At 35.8% G+C, this 14,482-nt stretch carries 12 protein-coding genes; 2 read left to right on the top strand and 10 right to left on the bottom strand.

The features are described from left to right. Positions 1-19: 19 nt before the first annotated feature. From ACNH59_RS05140 to ACNH59_RS05105, 8 genes are all read right to left on the bottom strand, one after another. Positions 20-766 carry a tetratricopeptide repeat protein gene (locus ACNH59_RS05140; RefSeq protein WP_418264360.1) on the bottom strand — a complete coding sequence of 249 codons (747 nt, stop codon included), beginning with the start codon at positions 764-766 and terminating at the stop codon, positions 20-22. 106 nt (positions 767-872) lie between these two features. Beyond that, positions 873-2,618, bottom strand: coding sequence for a BatD family protein (locus ACNH59_RS05135; RefSeq protein ID WP_418264359.1), 1,746 nt, complete (start codon positions 2,616-2,618; stop codon positions 873-875). Between the two features lie 101 nt (positions 2,619-2,719). Then, entirely contained in the window at positions 2,720-3,499 is a 780-nt protein-coding gene (locus tag ACNH59_RS05130) for a tetratricopeptide repeat protein (RefSeq protein ID WP_418264358.1), read from the bottom strand. A 38-nt stretch (positions 3,500-3,537) separates the two neighbouring features. After that, on the bottom strand, positions 3,538-4,572 hold the full coding sequence (locus ACNH59_RS05125) for a VWA domain-containing protein (RefSeq protein ID WP_418264357.1): 1,035 nt from the start codon (positions 4,570-4,572) through the stop codon (positions 3,538-3,540). A gap of 109 nt (positions 4,573-4,681) precedes the next feature. Further along, the gene (locus tag ACNH59_RS05120; protein ID WP_418264356.1) at positions 4,682-5,683 is read right to left on the bottom strand and encodes a vWA domain-containing protein; all 1,002 of its coding nucleotides are present in this window, start codon (positions 5,681-5,683) and stop codon (positions 4,682-4,684) included. Continuing rightward, positions 5,683-7,311, bottom strand: coding sequence for a hypothetical protein (locus ACNH59_RS05115; RefSeq protein ID WP_418264355.1), 1,629 nt, complete (start codon positions 7,309-7,311; stop codon positions 5,683-5,685). Before ACNH59_RS05115 ends, ACNH59_RS05120 begins: the two co-directional genes overlap by 1 nt. A gap of 61 nt (positions 7,312-7,372) precedes the next feature. Beyond that, the gene (locus ACNH59_RS05110; protein ID WP_418264354.1) at positions 7,373-8,236 is read right to left on the bottom strand and encodes a DUF58 domain-containing protein; all 864 of its coding nucleotides are present in this window, start codon (positions 8,234-8,236) and stop codon (positions 7,373-7,375) included. 90 nt (positions 8,237-8,326) lie between these two features. Further along, the gene (locus ACNH59_RS05105; protein ID WP_418264353.1) at positions 8,327-9,331 is read right to left on the bottom strand and encodes an AAA family ATPase; all 1,005 of its coding nucleotides are present in this window, start codon (positions 9,329-9,331) and stop codon (positions 8,327-8,329) included. 213 nt (positions 9,332-9,544) lie between these two features. Between ACNH59_RS05105 and ACNH59_RS05100 the strand changes: the two genes are divergently transcribed. Then, positions 9,545-10,417, top strand: coding sequence for an aldo/keto reductase (locus ACNH59_RS05100; protein ID WP_418264352.1), 873 nt, complete (start codon positions 9,545-9,547; stop codon positions 10,415-10,417). Between the two features lie 66 nt (positions 10,418-10,483). Here the strand turns inward: ACNH59_RS05100 and ACNH59_RS05095 are convergent, their stop codons facing one another. Beyond that, positions 10,484-11,290: a DUF4382 domain-containing protein gene (locus ACNH59_RS05095; RefSeq protein ID WP_418264351.1), complete on the bottom strand. Its 807-nt coding sequence runs from the start codon at positions 11,288-11,290 to the stop codon at positions 10,484-10,486. A gap of 109 nt (positions 11,291-11,399) precedes the next feature. On the opposite strand from ACNH59_RS05095, the gene ACNH59_RS05090 reads away from it, so the two are divergent. Next, complete coding sequence (locus ACNH59_RS05090) at positions 11,400-12,539, top strand: ATP-binding protein (protein WP_418264350.1); 1,140 nt, start codon at positions 11,400-11,402, stop codon at positions 12,537-12,539. Between the two features lie 87 nt (positions 12,540-12,626). On the opposite strand, the gene ACNH59_RS05085 is transcribed toward ACNH59_RS05090, so the two are convergent. Continuing rightward, entirely contained in the window at positions 12,627-14,477 is a 1,851-nt protein-coding gene (locus ACNH59_RS05085) for a glycoside hydrolase family 13 protein (RefSeq protein WP_418264349.1), read from the bottom strand. Between the last annotated feature and the right edge of the window lie 5 nt (positions 14,478-14,482).

The following is a 14,482-nucleotide window of genomic DNA, read 5'->3' as shown; positions in this document are numbered from 1 at the left end:
CCCCACGCCCAAATATTTTTTATTTTACCTCTTTAATAGTATTTGCATTTATCCAACCTTCGGTTCCATCTGTGAGTTGGATTTTTTTCCAGTTGGAAACGGTTTCCATGACATAGACTTTGGTGCCTTCGTGGAGGACTAATGAAGTGGAACTGGCTTTTTGAGGTTCGCTATAAACTTCGGCAATTTCAGCAAAAACAATAGCTGGCTTTTCGTTCTCAAAATGACTTTTTTCAAATAATGCCGACATGACGCTGAGTAATACGCAAACTAAGAACACAAACATTCCGTAAAAATAAGCTCTTTTCGTAAGTGTCAATTGAGAGAAATAATAACCCAAAAAGCACAATAAAAAAACAAAGGAAAAACCTACTGCCATCCACGCCCAAGTGTTGTAATGGTAAATTCCTGTAAAATCACGAAGTAGTTTATTGAAACCTACTTTTGGGACGACTTTGATTTCGTCAATGGTTTTCTTTTGAGCAAATTTCAGGTTATTGGTAATATCCGCATCTTCGGGATTGAGAACCAGTGCTTTTTCGTAGTTGTAAATCGCGGGTGCTACTTTATTCAGTTTGTAATAGCAGTTCCCCAAATTAAAATACAATTCCGCCGAATGTTGGTTGTCTTGCAAAACGCTTTCATAAGCAGCGATGGCCTCTTGGTATTTCCCTTTTTGGTACAAGTCATTCCCTTTGTCAAAATTAGTTTGTGCAAAGAAAATCTGGGTAAGTAGTATTGATATGGTATATAAAAATTTCTTCATGACCCGTTGGGTGTATTTATTCTTAATTTAATGTTTTAAAACTCATTAGCTGAGTTTCTTGTGTGATCTCTCCTTCGTTGAGGATGACATACAATCAATTTAGATCTTAATTTATTTGTTTTTCGAGTTTAGAAATAATCATCACTGCTTTGTCAAAATCCTCTTGAATACTGGTGCTTGATGCAGGTGCATAACGTGCAAATTCACAGTTTTCAGTCAGATTAATGAAATCGGTTACGACTTGTGGCTCGGCACCTTTATTCAGTAACAACTCTTGGATGTTCTCCTTACTCATTTCAGAGGTTTCTATATGCAATTTAGCTTTCAAGAAATTGTGCATGGCTTTTTCAAGTGCGACATAAAATGGTTCTTTGTTGGCCAATTGTTTTTTGGCTTCGCCTAAATATTTCTTCGCCAATCTGTTGTTGGCTTTGATGCGATTACCAAAAACGTCACTGTCAATCGCTTCTTTTTTCTTCTTCGCCAAAATAATTATTGGTAACAACAAAAACGGTACAAACAACAATCCATAGAACAAATTAGAACCTAAGAAATCGTCTTCTTTGGCAGAAGTTAATTCTGTTTTGGTTTTGATGTACTTGAATTGATTTGGAACCACTACTTGTTGTTTGTTGCTGTTGTTTGCAACAGTTTGTGTATCAGTAGGACCATCCAAAACATCAATTACAATCTCTGGTGAACTGATGGTTTTATAGCTTTTCGTTCCCAAATCAAAATAGCTAAATTGAAGGGGCTTGATAGGATAACTTCCTTTGTATTGCGGCACAATAGTATAACTGTCAGCAATGCTTCCCGTCATTCCTGAAAGTGGTGTTTCTACTTTTTCGTTATGCACGGCATCATACATTTCGAGTGCATTAGGCACTACTGGTTTGGGAAGGGTGAACAGTTTTAGGTTTCCTTTTCCAGTAACGCTTACGACCAAATCCAAGCTTTCGCCGTTTTTTAAGCTCGTTTTAGAAGGCGTTACTTTGAAATCAAAATTACCAACAGCTCCAGAAAAATCAGCAGGTTTTCCAGCTTCTGGTAATGCTTTTACATTGATGGTTTTGCTCCCTGCAGAAACGCGTTTGTTGCCTTCGGTGATTTGCATTCGCCCAAAAATATCCCTGCGATTCGTAGGTAACTGTACATCAATATCTAATGATAAAGGTTCGATAGACAGTTTTCCTGACTTTTGAGGATATAACACTGTTTTTCTTAGAACAACATAGCGGTATTTTTCACCCTTAAACATGCCATCTTCAGCAACTAATTGTTTGATGTCAATATTTTGACTCCAGAAGTTGTTGTATTTAGGTTTGTTGAGTTCGCGCCAATTGGTGATTCCTATGTTATAACTAAAATAAAGTTTGTAAACCACGGTAATGGGTTCGTTGATGTACGGATTTCCGTTAGAAATATCTGCAACCAGGTAGATATTGTTGTCTGCGGATACGGTAACATCATTGGGATCAGCTTGTTGTTGTATCGCATCAGTAACGTTGATTTTTATGGGTGCTGATTTGTAAACTTTGCCTTCATATTCAATGGTAGCCGATTTGATTGTGATATTTCCTTTGTGGTTTGGAATCAGAAAGTAGGAATACATTTTTTCGAAGGAACTACGACCGTTTACCCAAGATTGACTCACTTGCTGACTTGGACCTGCAATGACTCTAAAGCCTTCAAACGTTGGTTCGTTGAAGTTGTCACCATCAAAATTCATGTAAAAATCGATACGCAGTCTTTCGTTTAACGCAAGCGTGTTTTTACTCACTCGAGCCTCAAATTGCACCTGAGCCCAAATTGCTTGAGAAATTAAAAATACTACAATTACTATTCGTTTCATTTTACTGTTTAATCGTTTGTGCTTTTATATTTTTTCATCAAAATTCGAAATTAAATATCTTATATTATTTCTATTCGAGTTCTAGTTTTGAATTTTGAAAACTACCAATCTTTATCCGTATCAACTGGTTTTCCTTTGACTTTGTTTGCGTTTACTTTTCCTTGGATTTTCTTTTCTTCATTGTTTACGGCATCCAATAAATTTTCCAATCGGTCTTTTGATATTCCTCCAGGATTCGGTTTTGGCTGATTGTCCTTTGGGTTTTCACCCTTGTTTGGATCTTTTTTGTCTTTATCACCGTCTTTCTTATCCTTGTCTTTATCGCCTTTATCGTCCTTTTTATCTTTGTCTTTGTTATCCTTATTTTTGTCTTTGTCCTTGTCCTTATCTTTATTTTTATCCTTGTCTTTGTCTTTGTTCTTGTCTTTATCGTCGTTTTTAGGCGGATTTTCTTTTAGCATTTTTTTTGCCAATGCATAATTATAACGAGTTTCGTCGTCAGTGGGATCATTACGCAACGCATTTTTATAAGCTTCTACGGCTTGCGTATAATCTTTCTCTTTCATAAAGACATTTCCCAAATTATGGAAAGCTTTGTGTTTTTGAGTTCTCGTTTTGGCTTTTTCTATTGCTTTTGCAAAAGCATATTTTGCTTCCGACGCTTGATTTTGTTTGTAAATCGCATTTCCTAAATTGTAATTGGCTGCCGCTTTGTTGTTGAATTTAGCTTTGGATATTCTATAATTTGCCTCAGCATCAACATAATTACTAGCCGCATAGTCTTCATTGGCTTTGGGTAATGCTTTGTCTTTTTCTTGAGCATAACTTCCTAATCCACAAAGTAGGAGAAGCATGAAGTATGTTTTGATTATTGTTTTCATTTTATTTGGATACAATTTTGCAATTTGTTCTAACAGCATTATTCTTTTTCATTAAATAAATTCAATTTTTTCACCCAACTTGTTTTTCTTTCTAACAAGAAGATATCAGCAAAAAGTAATACAAAAGCAAATCCTAAAAACCACTGAAATTGCGATTGAAAGTCGGCCATTTGGGTAGCTTCAAATTCGGTTTTCTGAATATTGTCTAAGGTACCTTTGATGTATTCCATCACTTCTTTGGTATTATTACCGTTCACATAGCCGCCTTTGGTTGTTTTGGCTATGGTTTCTAGACTAACTTGATTTAATTTGGTTACTACAACCTCACTATTTTTGTCTCTTTGGTAGCTTTCTACTACTCCGTTTCTTTTTAGCGGAATGGTAGCTCCTTTTTCCGTTCCCACACCTATAGTGATGATGCGCATTCCTTCTTTGTTAGCTTCTTCTGCTGCAGCAACAGCACCATCAGAGTGATCTTCACCATCGGAAATCAAAATCAACAGCTTACTTGTTTTGCTTTTGTCGTCAAAATAAGTTGCCGATAATTTTATTGCTTCATCCAACGAAGTCCCTTTGGACGAAACCATATCAGGGCTCATGCTTTGCAAAAACATTTTAGCTACGCTGTAATCCGTGGTGATTGGTAAAACGGGGAATGCGCTTCCGGCGTAAGCGACAATTCCGATGCGGTCATTACCCAGTTGGCTAATAATTTGCGATACCAATTGCTTGCTTTTCTCCAATCGGCTTGGTGCAATATCCTCGGCCAACATACTTTTAGAAACGTCCATTGCAAAAACAATATCGATTCCTTCTCGTTTTACAGTTTCCATTTTAGTTCCGATTTTTGGGTTCACCAATCCTAAAATCAATGCTAAAAGTGCCAGCAGCATTACTATCAATTTCAAAACCGGTTTAAAAACCGAACGTTCTGGGCTCAATTGATTAATGGCTTCAATGGATCCAAATTCCTTTTGTTTTTTTCTTTTCCAATACATATTGAACAAGAAAACCACTACCAATAGGGGTAACAGGAAAAGTAAGTATAAATAATTGCGTTCGTCTAATTCCATAATTCTGTATTGTGCTGTTTAACCGCAACGTTCACAAAGTTATTTTCGCGAAGTTCGCAAAGCTTTGTGTTCCTTTCGTTTTCTTTGTGTTTTTTGCGGTTAAATAAACTTATATAAAGCTTCTATAAACCGTGTTTCTCAATCCAATTTCTATTAACAATAACAATCCAGCGAAAAGTGCAAAACCTCTAAATTTTTCGTCATAATCATAAAACTTAAGTTCTTCGATTTCGGTGGTTTCTAGTTTGTTGATTTCATCATAGATTTCGGCAAGTTTGCTGTTGCTTGTTGCTCTAAAATATTTTCCATCAGTTTTTCTGGCGATGGATTGCATTAATTTTTCGTCAATTTCAACCTTCATCATTTGGAACAAAATTTCACCATTGGGAGCTTGTGCATAGGGGAATTCAGCCATTCCATTGGTTCCAATTCCGATGGTGTACACTTTAATTCCGTATTGCTTGGCGATGTCAGCTGCCGTTTCAGGTTCAATAAAACCAGCATTGTTTACTCCATCGGTCAATAAAATAATCACTTTACTTTTGGCTTTACTGTCTTTCAAACGGTTTACAGCTGTTGCCAATCCCATTCCGATTCCAGTTCCATCTTGTAACACTTGATCGTATTTGATGCTTTTAATCGCTTCAAGAACCACAGCTTTGTCACTAGTTACAGGCGTTTTGGTATAGGCTTCAGATGCATAAACCACTAGACCAATTCGGTCATTGGGTCTGTCTGAAGCAAAGTTTGCCGCCACTTCTTTCAAGCCTTCCATACGGTTGGGTTTTAAGTCTTTGGCCAACATACTGCCCGAAACATCCACTGCCATGACAATATCAATTCCTTTGGTTGTTTTGGTTCTGTTGCTAATGTCCACCGTTCTTGGTCGAGCTAAAGCAATAATCAAGGAGCACAAAGCTAGAATTCGTAATACGCCCAAATAGGGTTTGAATTTCACTAACAATGAAGTCGAACCTTTGAATCCTTTGGTTGAACTAATTTTTAAAGTTGCGTTTTGGTGTTTTCTTTTCCAAAATAACCAAGCGATTGCAAATGGAATAAGAAGAAACAACCAAAAAAATTGGGGGTTTAAAAATGTTATCTTTTCCATTAGTTATTGAGTTGTTTTAATTCGACTGAGCTTAAGACACGCTCCACAATTTCGTTTGCATAATGATCTCCTTCTTCGTGTAAAATCATGATTTGTTGTAAACCACCCTCTTGACCAAAAAGGATTATTTCGTAAAACATCTTTTGGCTGCTTTTAGAGTTTTCATCTAATTTGACAAAAGTTCCGTAAGCTTTGACACCTTTTACTCCTTCGGCAGTTTCAAAATCTTCTTGTTTGACAATCATGTTTTGAGCTCCTTGTGATTCAATGGTTGCCACTGTTACTTCCACTGCTTTGTTTAAGTCTGTTTGGGTATCTTGTTTGTATTTCATGGTAGAAACCATCAAATAGAAATTATCTATAAAACTACCATAGCCAAAAGATTGCATCTCTTTGATTAATGCCAAACCTTCTTTAGGTAAGGATTTAGTCAAATCCATTCTCTTTAAAACTTTAGGTGTTTCAATAATAACAGATGGATTTCCGTATTCACTTTTAATCCATTCTGATTCTAATAATTCTTTGGTTTGATGTCCTATGATGGTGTCTTTTACATAAGTAAAACCATAGGTAGCAATAAAGAAAAGTGTGGTTGCTAGGATGACAAAAAACACAGAGGCAATGGCAATAGCAACACGTTTTTTACGTTGCTTTTCTAATTGTTGTTGCACTTGTTTTTGTCGCTGCATTTCGTTCAATAGCATTTCTTCTTCAGCTGGAACGTCTACTGGAATAGATTTGTCAAGGATTACAATAGCCTTTTGGATTTTATTGCGGTCTTCGGTAATCTCAAATTCCATTGGTTTGGATTTGGCAAATTTTACTAAATCGGCTTGTTTCAAAACTCTTTCTAAGTCATCAATCGTTTCTTGAGAAATTTTCATTTTCTTTTTCAACGAAGCGGCTTTTAATCCTGCAATTAGTTCCGAAGTGGTGCTTTCCATTGCTGGAATTTCAATAGCCTCTTCGATATAATTACGGGCAATATCAGTCAATTCACTGTAATATTCTTTGATTTCACCTTTTTGCCATAGTTCTTTTTGTTCCAAAGAGTTCATTAAAATTGTGGCTCTCTCGATAGGTGTTTTATAAACTTCCTCTTCGATTTTTTTCTTTTGGTGTTTTTTTGTGTACCAATACACTCCCGCTCCAATGGCGGCCAATAGCAATAATCCTAAAAGGTATTTCCACCAATTTCCCATTGGACTTTCCACAGCAACAATATCCTTGATGTCATACATTTTTTGTTTCAACGTATCGACTTGTACAGGTGCGACTTCGACAGTAATAGAATCCGTTAAGAAGACTTTGTTGTTAATGATGACTTTGATACTCGGAATCACATAGCGTCCTGAATCAAACTGTGTCAATCCGTATTTTTTAATCAACTCATAACGGTCGTTGTTTTTGACGGTATCAATTGGATAAGAACGAATCACTTCCAGAGCACCAAAATTTTTAAGGTTGGGGAATTTTACTTTTGATAAAGTATCCACAGAAGTTTTAAGAGTCAGTTTGAATTCTGCTCCAATCTTATTTTTAGTGGTGTCAATACTTGTTTCAACACGTTTTTGTTGTCCAAAAACGAAGGTTGAAAAAAGAAGGAATATATAGAGTAATTTTTTCATTTTATTTTTTCAACTTTTATAAGTTTTGGCTCCTCCCTTTCGGGGAGGTCGGGAGGGGATTTTACCTCGATTTAAAATAGCCCAATAACTTCTTGACATAGCTTTCGTCTACTCGAGTATTTACAACTCCTGATCCTGATTTCCTGAAAGTATCTTTGAAGTAGTTCAGTTGGTCCTGATAGTATTTTTCATAATTCATTCGAACTGTTTTTGAACTTGTGTCCACGATCATGTTTTCACCGGTTTCGGCATCGGTCATTTCGACCATTCCGAGGTTTGGCATTTTTTCTTCGCGAATGTCATACACCCGAATTCCAGTGATATCGTGTTTTTTGGCAGCGATTTTCAAAGTATGCTCGTAATCTGAAACCATAAAATCCGACATTAAGAAAACAATGGCTTTCTTTTTCTGCGTGCTGGATAGGAATTTCAAGGCTTGCGCCAAATCGGTTTTTTGACTTTGGGGTTGAAATTCGATTAATTCTCGAATAATTCTCAATACATGGGAACGCCCTTTTTTGGGTGGAATGTACAATTCGATTTGGTCTGAAAACAATATCAATCCAATCTTGTCGTTATTGGTGGTAGCCGAAAATGCCATGGTAGCGGCAATTTCAGTAATGATTTCTTTTTTAAATTGATTGTGAGAACCAAAACTTTCTGAGCCCGAAATGTCTACCATGAGCATCATGGTCAACTCTCTTTCTTCCTCAAAAACTTTTACGTGTGCTTCATTATATCGAGCGGTAACATTCCAGTCAATAGAACGAATGTCGTCTCCATATTGGTACTGACGCACTTCACTAAATGTCATTCCGCGTCCCTTAAAAGACGTATGGTATTCACCCGAAAAGATGTGATCGCTCAATCTTCGGGTTTTGATTTCTATTTTTCGTACTTTCTTTAAAAGGTCTTTTGTATCCATCTTCTCTAGTTATCAGTATCAGTTGTTGAGTGTTCAGTTATTCTGCTCCGAGAGGAACTGCTCACTAAAAACTGCTCACTGCATACTGGTTTAAGGTACCTCTACTTCGTTTACAATTTTGTTGATAATGTCCATTGAAGTAATGTTTTCAGCTTCTGCTTCGTAGGTGATGCCAATTCTGTGACGCAATACATCATGCACTACTGCACGTACATCTTCAGGAATTACATACCCACGACGTTTGATAAAAGCGTAACATTTGGCAGCATTGGCCAAGTTAATACTTCCACGTGGTGAAGATCCAAAACTAATTAATGGTTTTAATTCTGCCAATTTGTATTTCTCTGGGTAACGAGTGGCAAAAACGATATCAAGAATATATTTTTCGATTTTTTCATCCATATACACTTCACGCACGGCTTCTTGTGCGCGAATGATTTGTTCTACAGAAACTACTTGATTTACTTTCTCATAAGAACCTTTCAAATTTTGACGAATAACCAAACGCTCTTCGTCCATTTTAGGATAGTCAATAACTGTTTTTAACATAAAACGATCGACTTGTGCTTCTGGTAATTGGTAGGTTCCTTCTTGCTCCACAGGGTTTTGAGTAGCTAAAACCAAGAAGGGTCTTTCTAGTTTAAAAGTGGTGTCACCAATAGTAACTTGTTTTTCTTGCATTGCTTCTAATAATGCTGATTGTACTTTGGCAGGCGCACGGTTAATCTCATCCGCTAAAACGAAGTTGGCAAAAATAGGTCCTTTTTTAATGGAGAACTCATTTGCTTTAATGTTGTATATCATAGTACCGACAACGTCAGCAGGTAACAAATCTGGGGTGAACTGGATTCTACTAAAAGAACCATGAACAGCTTGTGATAGGGTGTTTATTGCTAGTGTTTTAGCTAGTCCTGGGACTCCTTCCAAAAGTATGTGTCCTTGACCTAACAAACCAATAAGCAAACGTTCTACCATATGCTTTTGTCCCACAATCACTTTATTCATCTCCATTGTAAGAAGGTCTATAAAAGCACTTTCTCTTTCAATTTTTTCATTGATCGCTCTAATGTCTAAAGTCGCTGTATTTTCTTCCATTATCTTTTTATTTAAAACCTTATGATTACTGCATTTGTTTTGGTAGTGCAAATTGAATTTTTTTTTAGAGGAAAGATGTTAAAAAATGGTTAAAACTTATGCGAAAGCTGTAATTTTAAGGACGAATTGTGATACAATTTTCATATTTTTAAGAACTTCAAATCGGAATCTTCGCAATACGTCAATAGCAGATTTCAATAATATTCAAAATAGATGAGCACAACTAAATTATCGCCTATAATAGCGGGAACAATGAATTGGGGAATATGGGGTAAAAGCCTGAATATAAAAGAAATGGAAGGTTTGATACATCTATGTGTCGAAAATAAAATTACATCCTTTGATCATGCAGATATATACGGTTCTTATACTACCGAAACAGAATTTGGAAAAGCTTTTGAATCGAGTAATATATCAAGGGAAAAAATACAGCTCATTTCAAAATGTGGAATTCAGTTGGTAAGTGATAATCGAAAAAATAAGATAAAACATTATGACTATTCGAAAGCACATATTGTATATTCAGCCGAACAATCTTTAAAAAATTTAAAGACTGATTATTTAGATGTTTTATTGTTGCATAGACCGAGTCCTTTGATGGAAGTAGATGAAATAGCTGAAGCTGTTGAAAAATTAAAATCAGAAGGTAAGATCGTTGATTTTGGACTTTCAAATTTTACAAGTTCCCAAACAGAGTTAATTCGACAGAGAACAGAAGTTTCATATAATCAAGTGAAGTTTTCGGCTACTAATTTTGAACCTATGGTTGACGGTAGTTTTGATTATATGCAATGTCATAGTATTCGCCCAATGTCATGGAATCCTCTAGGCTCTGTTTTTAGAGAAGACAGTCCTCAGACCCATCGATTAAAAAAACTATTAGCAAGATTAGTAGCTAAATATCATTTTGGAGCTGATACGATTTTACTGGCTTGGGTTTTAAAACATCCTGCTCGTATTATTCCTATTGCAGGAACTGTAAATGTAGCTCGAATTCAGTTGTTGATGAAAGCAGTAACCCTTGAATTAGAGAAAGAAGATTGGTTTGCTATTTGGGCAGAAAGCATGGGAAAAAATGTTCCTTAATTTATTTAAAAAAAATAGGCTATTTCACTTGTTGTGAGATAGCCTATTTTCTTATTTCTTTTAATGTTATAAAGCAATATTACCTATATCCGTTGTAATTCCATTGGTAACAACAACATCCGAAACTGTTTTTATTTCTTTACCCGAAGCTACTTCAGGTGTTAGTGTCACAGTATAAGTTCCAGCAGGGATCCCATACAATTGAAACATTCCTTGCTCATTTGCATAAGCAGAAATAGTTTCAGTCCCTACTTCAACAGAGGCCATTACTTGGTAGCCTTCGAGAACAGGATCAATAGCACCTTTGATGATTCCAGAAGTAGCAGTAGTGGAAATAGTGATTACAGGATGTAAATTGTATTTGCCTGAATTTCCAGCCTTAACAATTGATTTGTCTACATTGAAATCCATCATAAATTCGTAGGTGACTCCTGGAATTAAAGTTTCATTAATTTTTAATTTTAACCCTGATTGTTGTGCACTAGGAGTTTTTAGAGGGTAGATTTCTCCATTTTTTTTGATTGTATTGTTGGTTCCAAGTACCAAACGTAATTGACCTAAATAACCTGAAGGCACATTGTCTTCTGCAATTAAAAGACTAACACCACCAGTAAAATCCAATAAATTGTAAGTGCCTCTGCCAATATCGCCCAAACTTACCCAGCCTCTACTATCGTCTAGGTCAGTATTTGCTTTCATCATGACATCAATCACTTCAATATTAACTTCTTCATAATCTCCAGGGGCATCGGTTAAGCGTACCATGATTTTTGAAGTATCTGTTGATTCGGAATTGTTTTCACAAGCTGAGAAAAACAAACTTAGGAATGCTATCGATAAAATACTGGCGAGGGAAAATATTATCTTTTTCATATCATTGAGTTGTTTAAATTAGCATATTATTTACGTAAATTTAACGAAAATAATTCAGTTTTAGCCTATAAATAGTGCTAAATATTACTGTAACTAGTCTAATTGTCAGATGATTAATAAGCGTTTACTAATAAAAAACTTGCTTGCTCACCATGATGAGAATAGTTTTTATGACAAAAAAAGACAACTGAACTTGCATACTCGGGAAGGGAAATCAAAATTTCTAAAGCACATTTGCGCCCTGTCTAATTCAAATCCTGCCAATAATTCCTATATCGTGGTGGGTGTGGAAGATCAGGAGAACGAAATCATAGGAGATGATTTTTTTGATGATAGCCGCATCCAAAATTTAGTGAATGCTTATCTGGAAAATCCACCCAAAATTCAATATGAAAATGTACCTTTTCCTAATTTGCCTAAAGATAAGGTCGTAGGATTAGTAACTATTAAACCTAAAAAAAATGTCTCTTTTTTTAAAAAAGGCATTCACACGATTCCTTCAAATAGTGTTTTTATTAGGGTAGGCAGTAATACCATGCCTACCGAAGATAAAGTAGAACGTAATTTTCAAAACACAGAAACGGTTATCGGTATTGAAAACCATTCGAGAAACAATATTAAGCACACTTTAGATGGTGTAATTGACTTTATGAATTACCGCCATAGAGATATGGCGCCTAAGTATAAAGTTTTTAAAGAATTGTTTGTAATTTGCTGGGCTGGAATTCCAAAAGTCATTCGGAACGTGACATATTTGTCTCGTGTGGATATCGAATTGATAAACGAGCAAGTCAAATTGTTTTACTCTGCTCAGGATGTGGTCACGATTACTTTTGACGAACATTCCTTTACCATTGTAGAACATGTTCCTTTGGGTTTGAACGACCAAACGAGTTTTTATCCATTAGAACAACAAAAAATCATTTTTTACGAAAATGGCTATTACAAAATAGAAAGTGAAATGTTGTTTCAACCACCAGAGTTCAATAAAAAAATGCTTTATCATATCTATAATTCTAATATTGCTTTGTTGCATAAAATAGACAAAAAAGTGGTCTTGACTACTAGGGAATACAAGGATTTAGAAAATTTACCTTCTACTTTTATGATATGCTATCTCAACGGTTTTGAGGATGCCAAGCAACGATTGATTGATGCTAAATTATTGCTTAAACCTTTCCCGAAAATCTATTTGTCCTTTAAAGAAGCCTTACGCATTTTGCGCAAGATGAAGTATGATGTGAAGTAATACATTATTATTTTTACCACAGATTGTTCCAATGAAAACTATAAACATTGGGAATCTGTGGTAAAATAACCTCCAGTTCAAGCAGATTTATGGTTGTAATTCTAAAATTAAAGCCGTTTGTGATTCTATCTTAAAATCAGTTTGTATATCAAATTTTTGGGATGTAATTACATCTTTTCCAGATTTAAAATGCTGAATATTCTCGGCAAATCGCTCGGGTTTTATAGATTGTGTAACTAGTCCGTTGTTTATGACGATCATAACAGTTTTTTCAGTAGTAAATCGGAAATAAACATACACATTATCAACTGGGACATAGTGCGTCATTTTTCCAAAATGTACTGTTTCATTAGTTTTCCTCCATTGAAATAATTTGGAAGTAAACTCAAAATACTGTTGTTGTTCTGTTGTTCGACCTTCCTTTGTAAAAGCATTGTTAGGGTCTCCTTTCCAGCCTCCTGGAAAATCCAACCGAATTGCTCCGTCTCCCTTGCTTTTATTGCCAGCCATTCCAATTTCGGAACCATAATAAATTTGTGGAATTCCGCGTACCGTTGCCAAAAGACTCATCGCCATAGCGTATTTTTTAAAGTCTTTTTTATAGGTTTCGTTAAAACGTTGGGTGTCGTGATTTTCAACAAAAGTCAGAAGGCTATTGGGATTTGGGTATAAAAAATCATTTGCAAAGTTGTCGTAGATTTTTATTAAGCCATCATTCCAAGAAGCTTTATTTTCGTTAAATACTTTTGCCGTGGCATCCATAAGGGTGAAATCCATCACAGTTGGTAAATGTGAATTGTAGTTTTGAATCGCAGCAATTTTGCTGTCTTTTTGCCAATAGGCCATTTGTGCTTGGTCTTGCATCCAAACTTCCCCTACAATGTTGAAATTAGGGTATTCATTGGTAATTGCTTTAGTCCATTTGGCTATTCCTGCTTTGTCATTATAAGAATAGGTGTCTACGCGAAATCCGTCCAAGTCAGCAGATTCTATCCACCAGATGGCATTTTGAATCAAATAATTCAACACCAAAGGATGTGACTGATTCAAATCGGGCATGGATTTTACAAACCAACCATCGGCACATAATTTGGTATCAATTTTGGACGCATTAGGGTCAAATTGAGTTGTCATTCTGTAATTGGTTTGCGCATAACCTGGGAACTGATGAATCCAATTATAAGTGGGTAAATCTTTGATCATCCAATGTTCGGCTCCCCAATGGTTGGTCACATAATCCATGACTAGCTTCATGTCTTTTTTGTGCAATTCGGTTGCTAATCGAAAGTAATCTTCATTGGTTCCATAACGTGGGTCGATTTGGTACACATCCGATTGTGCATAACCGTGATACGAACCTTGTTCATCATTGTCTTCGCACAATGGTGTGCACCAAACCGTCGTGACTCCCAGTTCTTGGATGTAATTTAGATTTTGAATAATTCCTTCGATATCGCCACCGTGTCTGCCGCTAGATAGGTTGCGGTTGGCTTTTTCGGTGAGAGACTTATGATTGTCGTTTTTTGGATTTCCATTAGCAAATCGATCAGGCATTAAGAGATACATCATATCAGAGGCATCAAAGCTTTTGCGTAAAGCAGTATTTTCTCGACGTGGTTTTAAAAGATATTTTTGAGAAAAGGTCTTTTTTTTATTTTTAGAAAAAGTGAAAACTAATTCTTGTGCAGCTACATTTTTGGTGTCAATAGTAACAAAAAGGTAGTTGGGATTTTCTGTTTTTATAACCTCAATAATTCGAATGTCATTAGAAACACTAATCTCATTTTTGGCTATATTTTTACCATAAAATAAAATTTGAAGTTCTGTGTTTTTCATTCCTGCATACCAGTAGGGAGGTTCAACACGCTGTATTTGAGCCTCAAGTTGCCATGACAATAACAGTACTAAGGTTAAGAAAAAGGATTTAATTAGAGACATGTGTT

It is taken from the genome of Flavobacterium faecale (assembly GCF_048320115.1).
Classification (GTDB): Bacteria; Bacteroidota; Bacteroidia; order Flavobacteriales; family Flavobacteriaceae; genus Flavobacterium; species Flavobacterium faecale_A.
The sequence above is the reverse complement of the archived record's forward strand: the minus strand, read 5'-3'. Positions and strand labels throughout refer to the sequence as shown.